Annotated in this window: 23 protein-coding genes; 5 read left to right on the top strand and 18 right to left on the bottom strand. The window is 27.3% G+C overall.

From position 1 onward, the window contains the following. Positions 1-383 precede the first annotated feature (383 nt). Positions 384-1,607 carry an AraC family transcriptional regulator gene (locus ABCM86_RS12065; protein WP_343004068.1) on the top strand — a complete coding sequence of 408 codons (1,224 nt, stop codon included), beginning with the start codon at positions 384-386 and terminating at the stop codon, positions 1,605-1,607. 113 nt (positions 1,608-1,720) lie between these two features. On the opposite strand, the gene ABCM86_RS12060 is transcribed toward ABCM86_RS12065, so the two are convergent. After that, entirely contained in the window at positions 1,721-2,131 is a 411-nt protein-coding gene (locus ABCM86_RS12060; protein WP_295763680.1) for a hypothetical protein, read from the bottom strand. A gap of 249 nt (positions 2,132-2,380) precedes the next feature. Between ABCM86_RS12060 and ABCM86_RS12055 the strand changes: the two genes are divergently transcribed. Then, a complete protein-coding gene (locus ABCM86_RS12055; protein WP_343004067.1) occupies positions 2,381-4,120 on the top strand; it encodes an ABC-F family ATP-binding cassette domain-containing protein in 1,740 nt (579 codons plus the stop codon). A gap of 191 nt (positions 4,121-4,311) precedes the next feature. Next, positions 4,312-4,923, top strand: coding sequence for an acetate uptake transporter (locus tag ABCM86_RS12050; protein WP_195929899.1), 612 nt, complete (start codon positions 4,312-4,314; stop codon positions 4,921-4,923). A gap of 80 nt (positions 4,924-5,003) precedes the next feature. Here ABCM86_RS12050 and rlmH read toward each other — a convergent pair whose 3' ends face one another. From rlmH to ABCM86_RS12030, 4 genes are all read right to left on the bottom strand, one after another. Further along, positions 5,004-5,483 carry a 23S rRNA (pseudouridine(1915)-N(3))-methyltransferase RlmH gene (gene rlmH, locus ABCM86_RS12045; protein ID WP_195929900.1) on the bottom strand — a complete coding sequence of 160 codons (480 nt, stop codon included), beginning with the start codon at positions 5,481-5,483 and terminating at the stop codon, positions 5,004-5,006. Positions 5,484-5,823: 340 nt separating this feature from the next. Beyond that, complete coding sequence (locus tag ABCM86_RS12040; protein WP_195929901.1) at positions 5,824-6,849, bottom strand: low specificity L-threonine aldolase; 1,026 nt, start codon at positions 6,847-6,849, stop codon at positions 5,824-5,826. A gap of 39 nt (positions 6,850-6,888) precedes the next feature. Beyond that, a complete protein-coding gene (locus tag ABCM86_RS12035) occupies positions 6,889-7,680 on the bottom strand; it encodes an MBL fold metallo-hydrolase (RefSeq protein ID WP_343004066.1) in 792 nt (263 codons plus the stop codon). Positions 7,681-7,804: 124 nt separating this feature from the next. Then, positions 7,805-9,160: a M1 family metallopeptidase gene (locus tag ABCM86_RS12030; RefSeq protein ID WP_243269560.1), complete on the bottom strand. Its 1,356-nt coding sequence runs from the start codon at positions 9,158-9,160 to the stop codon at positions 7,805-7,807. A gap of 206 nt (positions 9,161-9,366) precedes the next feature. Between ABCM86_RS12030 and ABCM86_RS12025 the strand changes: the two genes are divergently transcribed. Together ABCM86_RS12025 and ABCM86_RS12020 are read left to right on the top strand one after the other, a co-directional pair. Then, on the top strand, positions 9,367-10,488 hold the full coding sequence (locus ABCM86_RS12025) for a DnaD domain protein (RefSeq protein WP_343004065.1): 1,122 nt from the start codon (positions 9,367-9,369) through the stop codon (positions 10,486-10,488). 12 nt (positions 10,489-10,500) lie between these two features. Then, positions 10,501-11,493: an ATP-binding protein gene (locus tag ABCM86_RS12020; protein ID WP_195929905.1), complete on the top strand. Its 993-nt coding sequence runs from the start codon at positions 10,501-10,503 to the stop codon at positions 11,491-11,493. A gap of 78 nt (positions 11,494-11,571) precedes the next feature. Here the strand turns inward: ABCM86_RS12020 and ABCM86_RS12015 are convergent, their stop codons facing one another. The 13 genes from ABCM86_RS12015 to ABCM86_RS11955 form a co-directional block, all read right to left on the bottom strand. Next, a complete protein-coding gene (locus tag ABCM86_RS12015) occupies positions 11,572-12,867 on the bottom strand; it encodes an adenylosuccinate synthase (protein WP_195929906.1) in 1,296 nt (431 codons plus the stop codon). A 248-nt stretch (positions 12,868-13,115) separates the two neighbouring features. After that, complete coding sequence (gene dnaB / locus ABCM86_RS12010; RefSeq protein ID WP_195929907.1) at positions 13,116-14,444, bottom strand: replicative DNA helicase; 1,329 nt, start codon at positions 14,442-14,444, stop codon at positions 13,116-13,118. A 23-nt stretch (positions 14,445-14,467) separates the two neighbouring features. Continuing rightward, a complete protein-coding gene (rplI, locus tag ABCM86_RS12005; protein ID WP_195929908.1) occupies positions 14,468-14,914 on the bottom strand; it encodes a 50S ribosomal protein L9 in 447 nt (148 codons plus the stop codon). After that, positions 14,911-16,911, bottom strand: a complete 2,001-nt coding sequence (locus ABCM86_RS12000) for a DHH family phosphoesterase (protein ID WP_195929909.1) — start codon at positions 16,909-16,911, stop codon at positions 14,911-14,913. Before ABCM86_RS12000 ends, rplI begins: the two co-directional genes overlap by 4 nt. 10 nt (positions 16,912-16,921) lie before the next feature. After that, positions 16,922-17,896: a DUF2232 domain-containing protein gene (locus tag ABCM86_RS11995; RefSeq protein ID WP_195929910.1), complete on the bottom strand. Its 975-nt coding sequence runs from the start codon at positions 17,894-17,896 to the stop codon at positions 16,922-16,924. A 7-nt stretch (positions 17,897-17,903) separates the two neighbouring features. Further along, positions 17,904-18,224: a MazG-like family protein gene (locus tag ABCM86_RS11990; RefSeq protein ID WP_195929911.1), complete on the bottom strand. Its 321-nt coding sequence runs from the start codon at positions 18,222-18,224 to the stop codon at positions 17,904-17,906. A 366-nt stretch (positions 18,225-18,590) separates the two neighbouring features. After that, positions 18,591-18,818 (bottom strand): 30S ribosomal protein S18, encoded by a 228-nt coding sequence (gene rpsR / locus ABCM86_RS11985; protein ID WP_007285221.1) that lies wholly within the window; start codon positions 18,816-18,818, stop codon positions 18,591-18,593. 21 nt (positions 18,819-18,839) lie between these two features. Further along, on the bottom strand, positions 18,840-19,292 hold the full coding sequence (gene ssb, locus ABCM86_RS11980) for a single-stranded DNA-binding protein (RefSeq protein ID WP_195929912.1): 453 nt from the start codon (positions 19,290-19,292) through the stop codon (positions 18,840-18,842). A gap of 39 nt (positions 19,293-19,331) precedes the next feature. Continuing rightward, a complete protein-coding gene (gene rpsF / locus ABCM86_RS11975) occupies positions 19,332-19,610 on the bottom strand; it encodes a 30S ribosomal protein S6 (protein WP_195929913.1) in 279 nt (92 codons plus the stop codon). A 179-nt stretch (positions 19,611-19,789) separates the two neighbouring features. Then, a complete protein-coding gene (locus ABCM86_RS11970; protein ID WP_295573015.1) occupies positions 19,790-19,981 on the bottom strand; it encodes a DUF951 domain-containing protein in 192 nt (63 codons plus the stop codon). A 15-nt stretch (positions 19,982-19,996) separates the two neighbouring features. Beyond that, positions 19,997-20,257, bottom strand: a complete 261-nt coding sequence (locus ABCM86_RS11965) for a DUF3343 domain-containing protein (protein ID WP_195929915.1) — start codon at positions 20,255-20,257, stop codon at positions 19,997-19,999. A gap of 172 nt (positions 20,258-20,429) precedes the next feature. Further along, entirely contained in the window at positions 20,430-21,722 is a 1,293-nt protein-coding gene (locus ABCM86_RS11960; RefSeq protein WP_343004064.1) for a helix-turn-helix domain-containing protein, read from the bottom strand. 343 nt (positions 21,723-22,065) lie between these two features. Further along, positions 22,066-22,899: a ParB/RepB/Spo0J family partition protein gene (locus tag ABCM86_RS11955; protein WP_195930065.1), complete on the bottom strand. Its 834-nt coding sequence runs from the start codon at positions 22,897-22,899 to the stop codon at positions 22,066-22,068. Positions 22,900-22,943: the final 44 nt, after the last annotated feature.

Genomic DNA, 22,943 nt, shown 5'->3' with positions numbered 1-22,943 from the left:
CATCTATATTGTTCCAAGTATGAGGTAGGTTAACCCAATTCCATCTTTCAGGCATTGTAGTTGGTGCTTCTACAGCTTCTTTAGAAAATCCCCATTTAGTATTAAAATTATATATTTGTCTCATATATATTTCCCCCTTATTTTTATCTCAAAACAAAATGCATATTCTAATCTCATTGAAGTTATAATACATATTTTTATATTGCAAGTACTGACTGCAATATATTTAACACATGTTTTGAATTTGTTATTTTTTATAACGATATGTTAATTGTATCACAAAAAAAGGTTTTCATAATGCTCAAATCCGATTATAATATTCACATATACGTTTTTTAAAAATTTTTTATTATATATTATATAACTATAAAGGAGATTGTTTTATGCAAACAGATATTTTAGATTTTACAATAAAATTATTATCAAAATGTATTCCTGTGAAAGTACGTAAATTCCAAAAATCAACATTAGAATCACTTCGTACAGAAGGATATTCTGATTTTTCATCAATGATAAATTATCATCTTACAAAATGTTTAAAAATTTACCTTAATCAATGCGGAAGTTCGGTAATTACAAATATAACCACACCATTTAATACTCAGTATTACACACTATGCATCTCAGAAAATCGTGATGAACATCTTATGATTGGTCCATTTTTAGAAAATCCTATTACAGGTAATTTAGTTTATGAAATTATAAGCAATTTACAACTCAGCTTAGATTATGCTGCAAAACTAAAACTATATTATCAGTCAGTTCCTTCTATAGATTCTGCTGAGATATTTGAAATTTTATATACTATTAATGAATATATTACTAAAAGTTCTATTCCACCCAAAATAAATAATTTAGACTTAAGTATTTTGTCTAAACAAGATTCAAGCTATGATATTTTTACAGAAGAGATGAATCGAACTTCTATGTATAAAATACTTGAGGAAAGATACATATCAGAAGGGAAACTTTTATCTTATATTACAAAAGGGGATTTAAATCGTGCACAAGCCCATCTTGAAAAATATAGTTCAAGCCTAAGTGATATTAATAACGCATCTGATTCAATCAGAGATACAAAAAATTTATTATTAAGTGGTAATACTTTATTCCGTAAAGCCTCACATATGGGCGGTGTTCCTCCTATATATTTAGATGAGTTATCAAGAAAATGGGCAAAAAAAATAGAACATGCACCATCTTTTGAAACATTAAATAATTTCCCTCAAGAAATGGTCCGTTCTTATTGTTTATTGACAAAAAAACATTCACTATCCCAATTTTCTCCTACTGTAAAAGCTACTTTTACTTTTATAAATTTGAACCTATCATCAAACCTCTCTGTTAAGAAAGTTGCCAATGAAATAGGTTTATCTCCTGATCACCTTACAAGATTATTTAAAAAAGAAACTGGGTTTAATATTATTACATTTATTAATAAAAAACGAATTGATACTTCTCTTGAATTATTAAAAACTACGGACTTGTCCATAGCCGAAATAGGAGATTTGATTGGACTTAATAATACATCTTATTTTTATACATTATTTAAAAAGGAAACAGGTATGTCTCCAAAACAGTATCGAGATAGTTTAAGTTCAAAATAAAAAATGTTACTATTGTATAGAATCAAATTTATACAATAATTAAAATTAATAATTATAATAGAAAAGGGCTTTTTAAGCCCTTATTTATTATCTTAAAACATATCAATAATTTTTTAATCAAATGGTTGTTCTTCTAATACCCATGGTAATTCAATATTTGTTACTTGTGCAATAAAGTATGGTTTTGACATACCTGTATTAACATAAATATGTGCATCAGTATCATGTCTATATAATGTTATAACTGCATCTTCATCATATAATACAGTCTTATCTTCAAATAATTCGCCTTTAACTGAATAGTAACTTTCGTAAATACGCTTATCTCCTTTTTCATTCCAACAAAAATCTATTATTTCTAATGGATAATCTACATTAATACCTAGCTCAGCTAATACCTTTGTTGCTTTTGGATATTCTTTTTCAAAAGTTTTTAAATAATTTTTGCAATACATACACTGACAATGTTCATTATATGTATCTAAATACGAATTGGTCGCTTCTACATCAACATTATATTTCAACTTAATTTCCTCCTTAATTTGTCTTTGTACTATCTATATATTTTGTATCTTATCATTAATTCTAATATTTACAATATTAATTTACAATATCATTATATATGTCAATAAATATAAACTACTCACTCTACTAAAAATCCAATTTTAAATAATTGAAATTAGTTATAAAAAATGTTATTCTATCAAAAGTAAATTCGCCAAAAGACCGTTAAAATATGGCGATTTTTTTAAATAATAAAGAGAGGTAATTATATGATAAAATTTGAAAAATTATCGTACTCATTCCCACAAAGGGACTTATATAATAATGTTTCATTTACATTAGAAGAAGGTCAACATTGTGCTTTTATAGGTGCAAGTGGTAGTGGAAAAAGTACACTTATAGATATAATCATAGATCCAGAAAAATACCTATTTGATGGTAAGTTAGAAATGGAGCCAAACTTAAAAATCGGATACGTAAGCCAATTCACTCAAAGAGACAAAGCAAATGATATAACTGTTTTTGAGTATATTGCAGAAGAATTTATAAAACTTGAAAATGAAATAGCTACTCTTTGTGCTGAGATGGGAACTACTGACGATATAGAAACTGTATTAGAAAAATATCAAGAAGTTTTAGATGCATTTGATGCAATCGATGGTGATAATTATGAAAATAATATCAACAAGAAATTAAATATAGCTGACTTCGGTAATCACAGAGATAGAATGATTTCTGAACTTAGTGGTGGAGAATTTAAACTTATCCAAGTAATAAAAGAAATGCTTAATAACCCAGATTTAATGATTATGGATGAACCTGATGTATTCTTAGACTTTGAAAATCTTAATGCATTAAAAAACTTAATTAATTCTCATAAAAAAACTATCTTAGTAATTACACATAATAGATATTTATTAAACCATTGCTTCAATAAAATTATTCATCTTGAAAATACTGAACTTCAAGAATTTGATGGAAGATATATTGACTATAACTTCTCTCTTCTTCAAACTAAAATTGAATTACAAGAGATGGCAATGGCTGATGAAGAAGAAATCGCTAGAAATGAAGCATTAATCGAAGTATTAAGAGAAAAAGCAACTTATAATGCAGATGCTTCTAGAGGTAGAGCATTAAAAGCTAGAGTTAAAATTCAAGAAAGATTAGAAGCAAATAGAATCAAACATCCATTTGTAGATATAAAACAACCTTACATTAACTTAGAAACTAATAATGAAATTGAAGAAACTATAGCCTTAAAAACATCTGATTTTGGTATTTCATTTGATGAAACACTTTTAGAAAATGTTAACTTTGAAATAAAATCTACTGATAAAGTAGCTATAGTTGGTACAAACGGCGTTGGAAAAACTACTTTATTAAGGCAAATATTCAAAAATAATAATGAATCTATTAAAATAGATGAAAATATTAAATTAGCATATTTATCTCAAATGCAAAGTGAAGTAGTAAACGAATCTAACACAATACTTCAAGAATTCTATGATGTTGGTTTTGAAACTTATGGTGAAATAAGAAGATATCTTGGAAGATATGGATTTGATTCAGATATTCTTACACAAAAAATAGATTCTTTATCTGGTGGAGAAAAAAATATCCTTCAACTAGCTAAAGTTTCTGCTAGTAAAGCAAATATGTTACTAATGGATGAACCTACAAGCCACTTAGATATTTATTCGCAAATGGCTTTAGAAAAAGCTATCCAAAATTATAAAGGTGCTATATTAATGGTTTCTCATGATTACCATTTCATAGTTAACTGTGCAGATTATGTTCTTCTTATTGAAGATAAAACAGTAAGAAAAGTAAGCATGCGTAAATTTAGAAAAATGATTTATGCTAATCACTTTGACAAAGACTATCTACAAATTGAAGAAAAGAAAAAATCTCTTGAGATGCAAATTGCTTATGCATTAAAAGATACTGATTTTGAGCGTGCAAGAACTCTATCTGAGAAATTAGAAGAAATAATTAAATCACTTTAAATACTATCCCCTTATGATTTATTAATTTAAAAATCATAAGGGGTATTTTTATATATTTATTAAAAAAATATATGCTCCAATTATTAACTATTTTATATTTTTTGTATACCTAAATCAATTTTTTTGGTATTATATATAGGTATGTGTATACAAAGTACATTAATTAATATATTTTTATAGGAGGTTTCACGATGAATAACGAAACAAAAGTTAAAGTTGTAACTGCTGATCCTTCAGCATTAGGACTTTTCGGATTAGCAATAATAACATTAGTAGCTTCATCTCAAAAACTTGGATTAACTAATGGTGTATCTCTAGTTTTCCCATGGGCTATATTCTTAGGAGCAAGTGCTCAATTAATGGCATCAATAAATGATTTCAAACACAACAATACATTCGGTGCAACTGCATTCGGTGCTTATGCATTCTTCTGGTATGCAGTAGGATTCACTTGGTTAATGCAAAACGGTGTGTTCGGAGAAAAATTAGCTGCTGCTTGTGATACAAAACAATTAGGATTCGCTTACTTAGGATACCTAATATTCACTATATTCATGACTATAGGAGCTATGGAAACTCATAAAGTATTATTCACTATATTTGTTCTTATAGACTTCTTATTCATAGGATTAACATTAACTTCATTCGGAATAATGGAGCATGCAACTCATATGTTAGCTGCTTACTCTGAATTAGCTATAGCTATAGTTTCATTCTATGGATGTGGTGCTGCAGTATTAAATACTCACTTCGGAAGAGTATTCTTACCAGTTGGTAAACCATTTGGAATATTTAAAAAATAATAATTTTTATATATAGAAGACCGTCACCAAGTAAATAAAAATTTACTTGATGACGGTCATTTTTATATAAACACGCTCCGTTACTTGTGATACGGTTCTCCATTATTTATTCTATAAGCTCTATAGACTTGCTCTAATAAAATTAATCTCATTAATTGATGTGGGAATGTCATTTTTGAGAAAGATAACTTATAATCTGCTCTTGATAAAACTTCATCTGAAAGACCTAACGAACCACCAATTACGAAAGTTATGTTACTTACACCCCTTACACCTAATTTATTTATAGTCTGTGCAAGTTCTTCTGATGATAAATTTTTTCCATCTATTGCAAGAGCTATAACATAGCTATTATCTTTTATCTTAGATAGAATTTTCTTCCCTTCTTTTTCTTTTATAATTAACATTTCTTTATCACTTAGATTTTCTGGAGCTTTTTCATCCTCTAGCTCTATTATTTCTAATTTGCAATATTTAGATAATCTTTTTTTGAATTCATCTATACCTAATTTCAAATATTTTTCTTTAATTTTTCCGACGCATACTATATTTATTCTCATATAATCTATACTACTTTATATAAGTAGCATTTCCTCCTTTATATATTATCGTTCCTTTTTTATTAAATGTTAAAATGCTTTATTCTACATTTAAATAATCCTATTTGATTATATTATACCAATTTGCTTTTGTATATATTTTAAAATACAAGATTTATTGCAATAGTTAGAAATAAACAAAAATTCACATACTTATCCACATATCCACAGTTGATAATTAGAAAACAGTGGATAAATATTTATTTTACTAACTATTTTTATAATTTTAAACCTCTAATGTATAAATTTAGCATTAAAAAATCCGCCAAATATAGTGGCGGACGATTTTTTAATATTTTATTTATAATAATGCAATTAATGATTCAACATCTTCTCTTTTTGTAGCCCAGCTTGTTGCAAATCTGACTACTGTATGTGAATCATTGTATTTTTCCCAAAAACTAAATCTAACGTATTTTGATAGTTCATTCATTTTACTATTTTCTAATATGATAAATTGCTGGTTTGTAGGTGAATCTAAGTAAAACTTATATCCTTTATCAGCTAGTCCTTTTTTTAATAGTTCTGCCATATATATTGCATTTTTTGCTATATCAAAATAAAGATTATCTGTAAATAATGCATCAAATTGAACACCTAATAATCTTCCTTTTGCAAGTAAAGCACCATGTTGTTTTACCATTGTTGTAAAGTGTTTCGGCATATTATTTTTAGTAAATACTACTGCTTCTCCACATAATGCTCCAATTTTTGTTCCACCTATATAAAAAATATCACAGTATTTTGCTATGGTTTTGATATCTACATCAGTTTCCTTTGCCATTACTCCATAGCCTAATCTAGCACCATCTAAAAATAATGGTAATTCAAATTCTCTACAAATCGTAGATATTTTTTCTAATTCATCTTTTGTATATAATGTTCCATATTCTGTTGGATGTGATATATAAACCATTCCCGGAAATACCATATGTTCATGGTTTCCATCATTAAAAAATGTTTCTAAAAAATCTTTTAGCTCTGTTGCATCTATTTTTCCATTATGTTGTGGAACTGTTAAAACTTTATGTCCTGTATATTCTATAGCTCCTGCTTCATGCACGCTGACATGTCCAGTTTCCGCTGATACAACTCCTTCATATGGTTTTAATGTTGTATCTATAATTATTTGATTTGTTTGTGTTCCACCAACTAAAAAATAAACTTCTGCATTTTCGCATCCACAAGCTTTTTTAATTTTTTCTTTTGCTTTTTCACAATATTCATCACTTCCATATCCAGAAAGTTTCTCATAATTAGTTTTTATTAATGCTTCTAAAACTTTATCATGTGCCCCTTCTGAATAATCATTTTCAAAATATAACATATATATTTCCCCCTTAATTAAATTTGTCCATTCATATTTCTATAGTTCATAAACCTTTGAAACTTTATCTCTTGATAATACATCTAATATTAAATCTTTTCCTATTATCATGTTATTTTTAGTTAAAACATTTTTTGATGTTGCATATGCTAACTCAGGAAAATTATTTTCTTTGCTTAAATGTGCTAATAGTATTGATTCCGTTCCTCCCTCTACTAGCTCTATGCAAAAACTTGCAGCTTCTTCATTTGATAAATGACCGCCTTCAGACATTACCCTCTTTTTAAGTGCGTATGAATAACTTCCCATCATAAGCATATTAGGATCATAATTTGATTCTAACACTACTAATTTTGAACCTTTTACATTTTTTCTTATATTTTCAGTTATATATCCTATATCAGTTGCTATAGACATTTTTTCTTTTTCTGAATAGATATTATATCCCACTGCATCTTCCGAGTCATGTGGTATTGAAAAAGGTCTTATCTTTAAATCTCCTAAAACATAAGTTTTATCATTATCAAAAACCACCATATTTTCTTCTTTTATATTTCCGATTTTATCTTTCATTGAACACCATGTTTTTAAATTTGCATATATAGGTATATCTAATTTTCTAGACATAATTCCTGCACCTTTTATATGGTCAGAATGTTCATGAGTTATAAATATTCCACGTATTTTTTCTATATCAAAATCAGCTTGTTGTATTCCTGATGTTATTGTTTTTCCTGCTAGTCCTGCATCTACTAAAATTCCCGTATCTTTATAAGTTACAACATGGCAATTCCCACTACTTCCACTTCCAATTGAACAATATTTTAACACCTTACCGCTCCTCTCTATCTTAACTTCTACATAATATTATACCAAAAAAATAGAGTGTGAGACGTTTTTCCACACCCTATTTAAAGATTACCTCATTATTTATATCTTAAACATTATATATATCTTAACTACATTTATCAACTATCTTATTTATATCCACCCCTTTATCCTTCCATAATTTCATAAATTGTTCTCCATTAACATTTTGGAACATATAACTCTGACAGTATTCTTGTAATGTTTCAAAGAAAATCTTATCTCCAACTTCTTTTCTTATTTCATTAAAAACTACTGCACCTTTTGTATATACATTTAAACTATATTCTGATGAGCTACCAAATTCATTAATTGCTTTAAACATATCTTCTCCTCTATAATTTTCACTTTGAACTTTCATAGTCTTCATCAATTTATCACTTACGTCTTTACCATATCTGCTTTCAAAATATAAAATAGTAGAATATTCCGTAAGCGCTTCATCAAGCCATGGTTCACTTACTTCATCATTTCCAACTATGCTATACCACCATTGATGTGCTGTTTCATGCGCAATTACATACTCTAGCAAGAACTTACTATCTTCATCATATAAATTTTTGTCTATCATTACTAAAGTCGGATATTCCATTCCTCCTATAAAGAAATCACTCGCTACTACTGAATATGTATCGTATGGATATTCTGTAAACAACTCGCTAAATACTTTTATTGATTCTTTTGCAATTTTATTTGCCTCAACTGCTAAATCTTTGTCTAAACTATATGTAATAATAGAAGTTTTTCCATAAACACTTTTATTTATTATAAATTTATCACTTAATATCATTGCAAAATCTCTTACTTTTTTAGCTTGTAACTTACAAAGTTTTTTATCTTTATCTTTCTTTTCTTCTATTATTGAACCTGTACTAGCAATTTCATATTTGTTTGGAACTAAAATATTAACTGTAAAATTACTTGTATCACTATAAAATGGGTCTCCTATTGCTGAGTAACTTCCTAAATTCCATCCTTTTTCATCATAAACACATGCTATTGGAAACCAGTTAGTTATATTTATCGTATCATCACCATATCCAAAACGACCTAAGCAATTAGGTAATTTCACATTATATTTCATATCGATAGAACATTTCTCACCCTTTTTTAACTCTTTATCTAATTGGATTTCTAAAATATCTTTTTTATCTCCTGTTATATTGTATTTTAATTTTTTATTACTATTTAAAATGTTTAATATGTCTATGTATCCCCTATTAAAACCATTTGGGTAAGCTTGTTCCATTTCTTCCTTTTCAAAAGGGCATGTTTCGCTATCCGAAAAAGCATTTGGATAGATATGCATATACAACTTGTCTAAAGTTTTGCCAGTATTATTTACATATGTAATATTTTGATTACACTCAATTATCTTATCTTTATCATTAAATACAACATCAATTATGTAATTATTTATTTGTTTGTCATCTACTATTTGCATAGTATCATTCTCTGTCTTATGATTAATAAGAAAAAATACCCCTATAGCACAGAGTATAATAAGTATAACTAAGGCTATCTTTCTCCTTTTCTTATTAAAGTTTATAACCATTTTATTTCCCCTCCCATTTTACATGCATATTTTTTTTTTTTAGTTCAAAGATAAAACTATAATGTCTTATGTTATAATTTATCTGAGGTGATGAAATGTTTTTTAAAGAAGTTAATAAAAAAGATTCTGGAGATACTATAATCTCTAATATCTTCATAGATATATTTATGCCTATGGCTAATGGATTATACGTACAAGTTTATCTTTTAGGCTATCGACAAGCATGTGATCCTAAGGCCAATCCAAATTTTAATAATATTTCATTGGCTAAAAATTTAGGGGTTCCCTTATCAGATGTAATCAATGCTTGGAAGTATTGGGAACAACAAAAACTAGTAAAAATACATAAAAATGATGTTGAAGATGACTTTGATTTTTCAATTGAATTTGTAAATTTAAGAGATTTTTATATGAATAATATTGATAATAATAAAACTGTTGCTCCAGTCCAATCAGATACAGATAAACTTTTAGAGGCTAGAAATAATCCTAGTATTGTCAGAATGTTTAATTCTATAAATAAAATAATAGGAAGACCTTTAGTTCCAAGTGAAAATATGAAAATCCTAGAGCTTATTAATGAATATAATTTAACTCCTGACTTAGTAGTCTATGCCTATGAATATAGTAAAGAACAAAAAAACGGCAATCCTAAACCTTTAAATTATGTTGAAAGTGTACTGAGAAATTGGTATGATGCAAATATAATTTCTGTTGAGGATGCTAAAAATAGTTTTGTAGCTAGAAAAGACAGATATTCCATTTATCGCAGCATCTTAAATCAACTTGGTTTCTCTAATAGACAACCAACAGATTCAGAAAAAGAAATTATAGATATCTGGATTGATAAATACAATTTTAGTCAAGAATTAATATCATATGCATGTTCTAAGAGTATAAATACCCCAAATCCGTCTATATCTTATATAAATGGTATAATGGAAAATTGGTACTCTAAAGATATAACGACTATAGAAGATGTTGAAAAAGAAGAAGCTGAATTTAAAGCTAGTAAACAAAAAGAAAAAGAAGAAAATCAAAAGAAAAAAGAAACTAAAACTTATAATTACAACAACAATACTAACTATAGTAAAGATAGAGCTCCAAAGGTAGTTACTAGATATCACAATAGTTTTAATGAGCACTTCAGAAAATATTCTGAAGATGAGTTAGAAGCAAAATTACTCAAAGTTCAAAATTCAAAAAAAGCAAAGTAGGTGATTAATTAATTGAAAGACTCAGCAGTAAGAGAAATTCTTTTTTCGTACCAAAAGAAAAGAGATAAGGCAGAATATGAATTTGAAGAAAGAAAAAAGAGAATATATAACAAGTTTCCGGAAATAGAAAAAATCGACGATGAAATAACTAATGTTGGACTAAAAATGATGAGATTAGTTTTATCTACTTCTCCTGATAAAGAAAATTTATTGGCTAAGTGTAGAGAAGATATAAACTCGTTAAAAGAAGAAAAACAAAACTTCTTAAAAATGCATAATATCCCTGAACATGATTTAGAAATTCAATATGAATGTCCTATATGCGAAGATACTGGATTTTTAAAAAACGGAGAGAAATGCAATTGTTTTAAACAAGCTCTTATAAATGAATATTATAAAATGTCCAATATATCAAGAAACTTCAAAACACAAAACTTTAATACATTAGATCTTTCTCTATTTTCAGATGATATAATACCAGAACTAAATATATCATCAAAACAAAATATACTTGAAATATCAGCAATATGTGAAATGTTTGTGCAGAATTTCACTAAAGATAATGAAGAAAATCTATTATTCTATGGAGATACAGGTTTAGGAAAAACCTTTATGTCAAATTGCATTGCAAAAGCATTATTAGACAAAGGATTTACGGTTATATATCAAACATCATTTAAAATGTTTGAAATTATAGAAGAATACAAATTCCATAATATAAATAATTCTATATCAAAAGAAAACTACAATAATTTATTTGAATGTGATTTATTAATAATCGACGACCTTGGTACTGAGCTTACTAATACTTTTACAGTCAGTGAATTATTTATGATATTAAATACTAGACTTTTAAATAAAAAGAAAACTATAATATCAACTAATTTCTCCCTTGGAAAATTAGCTGAAACTTATACAGAAAGAATCTCATCTAGAATTTTTGATAAATTTACATTAGTTAAATTTGTTGGAAAAGATTTAAGATGGGAAAGTAAATTTGATTAAAAAAAGGATGTACCATTTAGATTCTAATCTAATGATACATCCTTTTTATTTTATATTAATGCTTAAATAATTTAGATATTATTTATCGAATACATTTTTTCTTATTATAGTTTGAGCTCTGTTTGGTCCAACTGAAACTAAGTCTACGTTAACACCTATTAACTCTTCTATTCTTGTTATATATTTTTTAGCGTTTTCTGGAAGATCTTCGTATTTTTCAACTTTAGTTATATCTTCTGTCCAACCTGGCATTGTTTCATAAACAGGTTCACATTTAGCTAATTGTTCTAATGAAGCTGGGAAGTTTTCTAATATTTCATCTCCACATTTGTAAGCTGTACATACTTGTATTTCTTCGAATCCAGTTAATACATCTAATAACATGAATGCTATACTAGTTAAACCGTTTGTTCTAGCTGCATATTTAACAACAACAGCATCGAACCATCCACATCTTCTTGATCTACCTGTTACTGTACCGAATTCATGACCTTTTATTCTTATTTGGTCACCTATTTCGTTTAATTGTTCAGTAACGAATGGCCCTTCACCAACTCTTGTAGTATAAGCTTTAACTATACCAACAACGTCTTTTATCATGTTTGGACCTACACCAGCACCAACTGCGAATCCACCTGATGTTGGGTGAGAAGAAGTAACGAATGGGTATGTTCCTAAATCTAAGTCTAGTAAAGTACCTTGTGCTCCTTCAAATAAAACTTTTTTACCAGCTTTTATTGCATCATAAACTATTACAGTTGTATCAGCAACAAATGGTCTTAATTTTTCTGCGTATTCCATGAATTCAGCATATATTTCATCGTAGTTGAACATATCTGCTTCTTTATCATATACACCTTTAACTATTTTATTTTTTGCATCTACTTGACCTTTTAATTTTTTAGCAAATACTTCTTTATCCATTAAGTCGCATATTCTTATACCAGATCTTTCAGTTTTATCCATATAGCAAGGACCTATACCTCTTTTAGTAGTTCCTATTTTGTTATCGCCTCTTGCTTCTTCTGCTAAACCATCAAGTTCTTTGTGGTATGGGAATATTATGTGAGCTCTATCACTTACTTTTATATTCTTTGTATCTATGCCGTTTTCTTGTAACATTTCAAGTTCTTCAAAGAATCCTTTTGGATCAAATACTATACCGTTTCCTATAACATTTATAGTGTTTGGATTTAATATCCCAGATGGTATTAATCTTAATGCGAATTTTTTCCCATCTACAACTATAGTATGTCCAGCGTTATTTCCACCTTGAGCTCTTATTACTACATCTGCTTGAGTAGCTAAGAAATCTATTACTTTACCTTTTCCTTCGTCTCCCCATTGAGAGCCTACTATTGCTACTGTTTTCATACGTTCACCTCTATATAAATTATTATTAATTTTCGAACACTTACGTCTATTAGTTTATCAAACATTCGATTTTATTGCAACTTTATTTAAAAGAGAAATAATTTAATTTGTATTTTTTGATAATTAGAAAATTTATCAACAAAAATTATACACAATTATCAACAGAAGCCTGTGGATATTGTGTATAATTTTTTAGTTTCTTTATTTTAATATTTACAATTTTTATAAATATATATATTTTTTTAGTTTTATTCTTCTCTCATTTTATCGGCAAATTTTTGTATTTCACCAAACCAAACTAGTTCAACTGTTCCAGTTTCTCCATGTCTGTTTTTAGCCACAATAACCTCACCGATATTTTTTCTTTCTGTATCTGGATTATAATATTCGTCCCTATATAAAAACATTACTATATCGGCATCCTGTTCTATAGAACCTGATTCTCTCAAGTCTGAAAGCATCGGTCTATGATCTGCCCTTTGTTCTGGGGCTCTTGATAACTGAGATAATGCAACAACTGGACAATCCAATTCTTTAGCTAATATTTTCAACGATCTAGATATCTTAGCAATTTCTTGTTGTCTACTTTCGTTATGGCCTTCACCTTCCATAAGCTGTAAGTAGTCTATCAATACTAAATCTAATCCCTTTTCTATTTTCAACTTTCTACATTTTGATCTTAATTCAGATATTTTTATACCTGGTGTATCATCTATATGAATTTTCGCTCCCGATAATACTGCCATACCATCTGTTATTCTTGGCCAATCATTGGCAGCTAGTGTTCCGGTCTTGATTTTCTTTAATTCTACACTAGATTGAGCTGCTACCATACGTTGAACAAGCTGTTCCTTCGACATCTCGAGACTAAATACTGCAACTGATGCATCACCTTTTAAGGCTGCATTTTGTACTAAGTTAAGTGCAAATGCTGTTTTACCCATAGCAGGACGTGCCGCTATTAGTAACAAATCCGATCTTTGAAGACCATTTATTTTTTTATTTAAATCTCTAAATCCCGTAGTTAATCCTGTAACATCGCTTTTTTCTTCATATAATTTTTCTAGCATAGAAAGAGTTTCTGTTAAAACTTGATTTATCGGCTGAAAATCATTAGTTGTTCTCTCTTGAGATATATCAAAAATCTTTTTCTCTGCATTTTCTAAAACGTCTTCAACTTTTGTAGAGCTATCATAACCTAAATTTATAATATCATTTGCTGCTGATATTAATTGTCTAGATATAGATTTTTCTTTTACTATATTTATATAGTATTTTATATTAGATGTTGTAGGAACAATCGTCGATAAGCTTGTTATATATGCTATTCCTCCTATATCATCTAAATACCCCTGATCTCTTAGTTCATCTGCTAATGTTATTAAGTCAATTTCAGATTGATTGTTATAAAGTTTCAGCATACATTCATAAATTACTCTATGTGCTTCTTTATAAAAATCTTCTGGTATTAATGTTTCTGAAACACTTATCATAGCATCTTTATCTAGTAATATAGATCCTAATACGGACTGTTCTGCTTCCACACTATGTGGAGGAATTCTTGTATTATCCTCCATTATTTATCACCTCAAGTTCAGGTTTATTTTTCTTTAATGTCTACTCTTATTTTTGTAACAACTTTTTGATGAATTTTTATTTCAACGAATCTAGAACCTAATACTCTTATTGGTTCATTTAAAAGTACTTTTCTTTTATCTACTGTTATACCTTTTTGTTTTTTAAGTTGTTCAGCTATTTCTTTTGCAGTTATAGAACCGAATAATCTTCCGCCTTCTCCTGCTTTTGAATATATTTCTATATTCATTTCTTTCATTTTATCGCCTAATTCAACAGCTTCTTCATACTCTTTTTGAGCTTTTATTTCTGCTGATTTATTTTGTTCTTTTAATTCTTTAACAGCTTGGTTATCTGCTAATTTTGCCATTTTTTTAGGTAGTAAGAAGTTTCTTGCATAACCATCACTTACTTCTTTAACCTCACCTTTTTTTCCTGTGCCTTTAACGTCTTTTAATAATATTACTTTCATTGATTTTCCTCCTCTAAATATTCTTCTATTATCTGATGCACCTTTTTATAAGCTTGATTTAGTGTTACATTTTTAAGTTGAGCACCAGCTATATCTATATGTCCGCCGCCTCCTAGCTTTTCCATGAGTACGTGAACGTTGATTTGTCCTAATGACCTCGCACTTATAAATACTGTGTCATTTTTGTGTCCTAGGATAAAAGAAGCTTCAACATTTTTAATATTTAAAAGTTCATCAGCTGCCTTAGCTATGACCACATTTATATTGCTTATTTCTGATTCAGAATAAGCTATACAAATTCTTTTATTTATTATTTTAGTATTTTTTATAATATCAGCTCTAGCAATAAAATCTTCTACATTTGATTTAAATAACATCTTAGTTTCAACAGTATCTGCACCGATTTTTTTCAAGTATGATGCAGCTTCAAAAGTTCTTACACCTGTCTTAAATGCAAAGAATTTTGTATCTAAGTTAATTCCTGCAAGCAAGCCTTCTGCTGTTAATTTATTTATCTTAACATCTTCTTCTAAATACTGAATAAGTTCTGTTACCATTTCACATGTAGATGATACATATATTTCATGGAATAATAAAACTGTATCTTTTATAAATTCCACACCTCTTCTATGATGGTCTATTACTATTACCTTTTTAGCAATATTTAATAATTCTTGGCATTCTGTATAGCTTGGCCTATGAGTATCCACAACAATTACAACTGTATCTTTGTTGCAGTTTTTTATGGCTTCCTCACATGTTATAAATAGACCTTTGTAATATTCCTGTTTCTTTACTCTCTTAACGAATTCTTCTATAGAATCGTTAACTTGGTCTAATACTATATTGGCTGATTTACCACAAGATTTACATATGTCAAATATACCTACAGCTGCACCCATCGCATCTAAATCTGGATATTTATGTCCCATAATGTATATATTATTACTTTGTGAGATTACTTCTTTAAGTGCATATCCTATTAATCTAGATTTAACTTTTGTAGTTTTTTCTACTGCTTTTGACTTTCCACCATAAAACTCGAATTTGTCTTGAGTTTTAACAACAGCTTGGTCTCCACCTCTACCTAACGCTAAATCTAATGCACCGTTTGCACGTTGCAAATCTTTATATAAAGAATCACCTTCTCTACCAACTCCTATACTTATAGTAACTGGAAGAGTATTCTCACAGTTTATATTTCTTATAGTATCCAATATAGCGAATTTATTTTCTTGTAGTTTTTTTAATTCTTTTTCTCTAGTGAAAAAGACATATTTATCTTTAGATGTTTTTTTGATTGCCCCTTTAAGTTCATTTTCAAAAACAGATGTAAAGATACGTTCCAATTCAACTGTTATTAAAGATCTCTTTTCTTCTGGAGCACTTTTTAAAACTTCATCATATTCATCAACTTGAATTAACATAATTACATTTTTATCATCTTCATATTGTTGTTTTAGTTGTAAATATTCAGTTTTATCCATCCAATATAACATCATTAGATATTTTGCATTGTCATTTTGTTCATTTTTTATAACATTATAAACAACAGTATACTGTCTATCTTTATATTCAACATCAGTATACATTTCTTTATTCTCATTTAAAACTTTTCTTAAATCTAAGTTTGGTATTATATTATCTATATTTTCACCTAATAAATCTGGTGAACCTGTCATTTCATAAAACTTATTGTTATACCAATTTATATTCCCGTCGAATTCTAATATACAAAGAGGAATTGGTAAATTCATTATAGCTTTTTTTGTTGTTTCATCCATATCTAACGACAAATTCTGAATATATTTATTCCATTCCTTTTTTCTAAAATTAGCGATTCTCCAGTTGTGAAAGACTATATATATGAATCCAAAGAAAAATAAGCCTCCTAAGTATAAATTGTAAGCAAGAAGCAGTATACTCATTATCCCTATTATCAATATATAAGCATTTATTTCTGGCATATTTATTTTAAAATTTGGCTTATTCCTCATATTTATCCTCCTATATTAATTCACAACTTTTTACTTTTCTAAAATCGAATATACTATCTACCATTCCTAATATAGAAATTCCCATAATTCCTACTATACTTACAGCTATTATTCCTAATATGAATTTTATTACATGACCTGCTTTAAGCCATTTTTTTGTGAAGAATATAGCCACAGATACTCCTTGTATAAGGAATAATATATAGAATATTAATTCTAAGTTTACTAATATTAAATCTGTATATAATGGGATATTTAATATTTCAATTAACATTATAAGTATATATAAAACAAACGAAGTTAATACAGCATTTCCCGGTAAATAAAATCGAGAAAACTTAATTCCTTTTAGAGTTTCTTTTATATTATTTTTTCTTATTTTCTTTAAGGTGAATATAGCTAAGAAATATGTAAGTATAGCTAATATTATAGCCCTAGAAAATAGTATTAATGGCATAATATTTAACACTGTTTGTATTATTGACTCCTCTGTAATGTTTGGCATTGAAGCCAGATTTGATACAGATTCTTGTATTACACTAATTTGTGTTGATAATTGTGCTTTCATAACAGAAGTGAATTCTTCTAACATATTAATATTAAATAAGTATTTTGATACTAAATAATTTGCAATTAATCCAAGTATAAATGCAATAGTCCCCATAAAAATAGGGTTATATTTATTATCTTCCTTATAGTTTAATATGTTTCTAGTAATTATACCTATTATTATCCCTGGTATAACAAAATTTAGACAAATATCAAAAATATATACCGGGTCAATAAAGAAAATTAGCCCCAAAATTACCATAGCAAAAGATATGAAAATACCTTTAGTGTCTGATAATGCAGCAATTACCACAAACAATGAAGAAACACTAATTGTTAATATACTCAATGCTGGTATATTAACCGCAACTAATATCATTATTATAGTAAATAATGTTATTACTATCGTCTGAGGTAATGTTATTTTTTTATTCAATTTATAATCACTCCCTGTTTTCAATATGATTTTTTAAATTGGTTAAATCTCCATACCATTTTTCTATACTGTGATCTTCTTTTATCCCTAATGAAGTTTTTTCTTTTATTTTATAGTCTATTTCATTAAAACTTATTCCTAGTCTTTTTGCTAAAAGATAAGTTATCATTATAATATTTGCTAATATATCTTGAAGTCCCTCATCCGCTGATCTTACACCTTTGAATAAAACATTAAATAATTCACTAACACTCATTAATAGCTCGTTTTTCATCCATTCTATTAATTTCATGTTTTTTGTAATATCAGTATTCCTATCAATCCTCACAACTTTACCCTCCTTTATATTATTTAACCTTAAAAATAAATTATATAAGTATTTTTAGTAATTAATTATTGTATTTATAATAATTCAATAAACAATATGTAATTACATTCTTATCTTTGCAATTTATTTTTATAATAATCGCAAAATTTAATTTTGAGTATAAATATAAAGTTTTTGTGAATTTGCAACTATCAAATATATAAACATATTATAACACATATATTATTATATCATTTAAAAAATGGTTCTTTAAATGATGTTTTTTCTAGTCGAATTATACTACTTAACAGCAATATTGTATCTTATTTTTGTGAAGTAGTTATTAAAAAAGCCTTCCTTGATATTTCAATGGAAGGCTTACTTTTATTAGTCTAAAGTGTATGGTAAAAGTGCTAAGTTTCTAGCTCTTTTTATTGCCACTGTTAATTCTCTTTGATGTTTTGCACAAGTACCTGATATTCTTCTTGGTAATATTTTACCTCTCTCAGTGATGTACTTTTGTAATCTTTGAGTGTTTTTGTAATCTATTCTAGCGTCTTTTGATGCGCAGAATTGACAAACTCTTCTCTTTTTACGTCTTTTTTTGTTTATCATCTGTGTTATTCCTCCTTTTCCTTAAAATGGTATATCATCGTCATCTATAGCTTGAAAACCATTAGGATCTAATCCTTGAGTTGGCTCAAAGCTTGGTTCAAAACCTGCTTGTGACCCTTGATGACTTTCAACATATGGATTTTCCGATTTTCCTCTATTGCTATCTAAAGCTTGTACGCTTCTTGAACTTACTTTAGTGAAAGTTCTGTTTTCTCCTGATTGAGTTTGATATCTATCTACTCTAAGATTTCCTTGAACTGCAACTAATCTACCTTTTGATATATAGTTTGCGCAGAACTCAGCTGACTTACCTATAACTTCTACAGGTATGAAATCTGTTTCTTTTGTTCCGTCTTTCTTAGTGTATTCTCTATCAATTGCAAGAGTAAATGTAGCAACAGGTGTTCCAGTACCAGGTATATATCTTAGTTCTGGATCCTTTGTTAATCTTCCAATTAAAACTACATGGTTCATAATGCGACCTCCTTATAAATCTATTGGACTAAGCATTAATTATGCAACCACGATCATATGTCTTATTACGTTTTCGTTTATCTTTAAGTTTCTGTCTAATTCTTTTGGAACTTCAACACCAGACTTAAAGTTAACTAATACATAGAAACCTTCTGAGAATTTAGCTATTTGGTAAGCTAATTTCTTATTTCCCCATGTATCAACTTTTTCTACTTCACCATTTGAAGAAATAACGTCTTTTATTTTGTTTAAAACACTTTCTTTTGTTTCATCATCAGAATTTGGTTTTACAACATAAACTAATTCATAATTTTTCATTCTTTTTCACCTCCCTTTGGACTTAACGGCTCTACTTCTTAGAGCAGAGAAATGAGAATTAAATCTCATACTTGTCTATTTTATCACCATTAGATAAATATATCAAGATTTTTTTGTAGTTACTCACTTTTTCTTACAATTCTATTTTTAATCATTTTTTGTATATTTATACTAATATTTTATTCACTTTTTGGAATTACTTTTTTCGTTCTTTTTTCTAGTGTTGGTCTATCTAGCATGATAAGCCTTCCACAATTTTTACATTTTATTTTAATATCCATTCCAACTCTAATTATTTCAAATTCTTTACAACCGCAAGCATGTTGTTTTTTTAGTTCAACAGTATCTCCTATATTAAGACTTAATGGCATATGATATTCCCCCTCTTAATTAATTTCTTCTACTTGTTTTTTTCCATCTTGCTTATATATTTTGTATATTCCTTTGTATTCAATTTGATTTTGATTAATAATTTCTTTTATATTATCTATATCTTCTATTGCAAATGCTATAGACATACCACAACTTTGAGTGATTTCTCTTGGTGTAGGTAAAACTGTATAATCCATTTCATTTTTACCAAAAAGCTTATCACATTTTATAGCTTGATGTGTAGAATTAAATGATATTATATACATTTCATTCATAGTGCTTTAGTTGCTAAAATTCCTTTATTTTAGCATACTCCTTTCTTAATTAATTTTTCATAATCATATTATCATATATTTTTTTATTTTTCACTCAATATTCTGAATTATATTCGTATCTTATATAAATTACAAAAACTAGACTCAATGAGTCTAGCTTTTTTGTTTATTATTATATTATTTCTAAATCTTTAAATATAGTTATACCCTTTTGGTAACATTCTAATTCTTTTTCTTTTGATATTCCTGAGTATAATTGACCTAGTTCTATATATAAGTTTCCTAAGATTTTCTCTTCGTCTAATTTAGAAACTATTTCTATACATTTTATAAGGTATTCTATAGATATATCAGTTTCTCCTTTGTATTTATATATATCACAATAGTATTTTAAAGCTTTATATTCATCATATTTACTTTTATTTTTTATTGCTGCTGCTAGTGCCAATTTAGAATATTTCTTAGCCATTTCAAAATCGTCTGCATCTATATACGATTGGATAATGTTATATAAACTATTCATCATGTATTCATCTGTATCATTTTTCTTTATGTCATATACTTTCTCTGAATACTCTAAGAATTTTTCATTATCTCCCATCTCTGCATAAATACTTCCGACTGTTAAGTATATTTGAGCTAACTTATCTTTATTTTCTTCTTTTTCTATTATTTTTAAAGCCTTAGCAAAATAATCTTTTGATTTTACATATTCTCCTTCAGCTAATAGTTTTTTAGCTTTTAAAACTAATAGTTCTATTTCTTGTTCTGACGAATAATCATTATCTATATTACCTATCTTTTCAATAAATTCTAGTGATTTTTCACTATCATTTAGTTTCATATAACATTTAGATATTTTGCTGTATAGTTCTTTGTATGTATCTGGATCATCTATATTAATTTCTTCTAATATATCTTTAGCAAAATAATAATTTGTTAAAGATACTTGATAGAATTCTTCATCAAAGTATATATTTGCTATATTCATATAGCATTGGAATATTCTCTTTTTATCATCATTTTTTATAAAATAGAATAATGCTTTCTCAAAGTAAAAGTTTGCTGTTGCACCATCTTTTCTTTTTAGATAGATATCTCCTAATAAATAATTACATTTACCATAATTCTCAGAAAGGCCATACTCTTCACATATTTCAATGATTTCGTGTATTTCTTTTTCAGCTTCATCTAACGCATCTCTTTTTATATATATTTCGCTTTGTAAAATCAAATTGTCAGTAATTTTTTTAGATTGCATTTCTTTTGTCTCCAATAGATAATCTATACTGACATCTAGTCGTTCAGATAAGTATTCTAAAAGTTCATAACTTGTATGGTATTTATCCCTTTCTATATGACTTATTTGTGCAGCTGTTATTCTGTCCCCTGCCAATTCCTTTAATGTCATATTTTTTTCTTTTCTGAGCTTTTTTATCTTTTCCCCCAAACTCAATATGTTCATATATCTCACCCACTTTAACATTATTTATTATTACTAATTATAATATAATTATAACTTATACTTACATTAATTACATCACCCTTGATTACATTTTTTTCTAAAAATTCTATTTTTTTAATTAGAAACAGTAATTCACTATATTTTAATCTATATTTTTATTAATTAAAATATAATTATATATATTAATTAAGTATTCTATCTTATAAAATATCCACTTTCCTCGCTATATTATAATTATGTTCATAATAAAAATGTAATTTTTATTTTCCTTTTAAAGGAACTCTTCTTATTTTATCACTATATCCCTATTTTAAAAAATATATATTTACATAATTTTTATAATTTATTCCTCTAAAAGTCTATCTATTATATCATTTAAATCTTCATCTGTATAATATTCTATCTCTATTTTTCCTTTTTTCTTACCAGAAGATATATTAACTTTAGTCCCTAAAGTATTCATTAATCTTTCTTCTATATCTTTAATGAATATATCTTTTTCTTTTAATTTATTTTTAATTTTTTTATCTTCTACTATATTTTTTACTATCTCTTCTGTCTTTCTTACTGATAGATTTTCATTTATTATTCTTTGTGCTAATTCAATCTGTTTCATTTCGTCACTAACCCTTAGTAACGCCTTTCCATGCCCTGGAGAAATTTTATTTAATTCTATGTATTTTTTAACTTCTTCAGACAAGTTCAATAATCTCATTGTATTAGTTATATATGGTCTACTTTTACCTACTAATTCTGCTATTTCTTCTTGTGTAGAATGATATTCTTCTATTAAATTTTTATATGCTTTTCCTTCTTCTATTATATTTAAATTTTCTCTTTGAAGATTTTCAACTAAGGCAATTTCCATTACTTCTTTAATAGGTATATTTTTTATTATTGCAGGTATTTCTTGTTTTTTTGCCATAATACTTGCTCTATATCTTCTTTCTCCAGCAATAATCATATATTTACCATCTTCGTCTTTTCTCAACACAATCGGTTGAAGTACGCCATGTTTTTTTATAGATTCACATAATGCGATTATTTTATCTTCATCAAAATGTATTCTCGGTTGAGTATTATTTGGATATATATCAGATATTTTTACATTTACAATTTGAGTTTGATTTTCATCAGTTAATAAATTTGCGTTTTTATTTAATTCTTGTTCTAACATTAAATTATATCCTCCTATAATTTTTAAGTAATTTAGATTATAAA

Source organism: Clostridium sp. 2218st1_F5_2218SCRN_220325 (genome assembly GCF_039062665.1).
Classification (GTDB): Bacteria; Bacillota; Clostridia; order Peptostreptococcales; family Peptostreptococcaceae; genus Intestinibacter.
The sequence above is the reverse complement of the archived record's forward strand: the minus strand, read 5'-3'. Positions and strand labels throughout refer to the sequence as shown.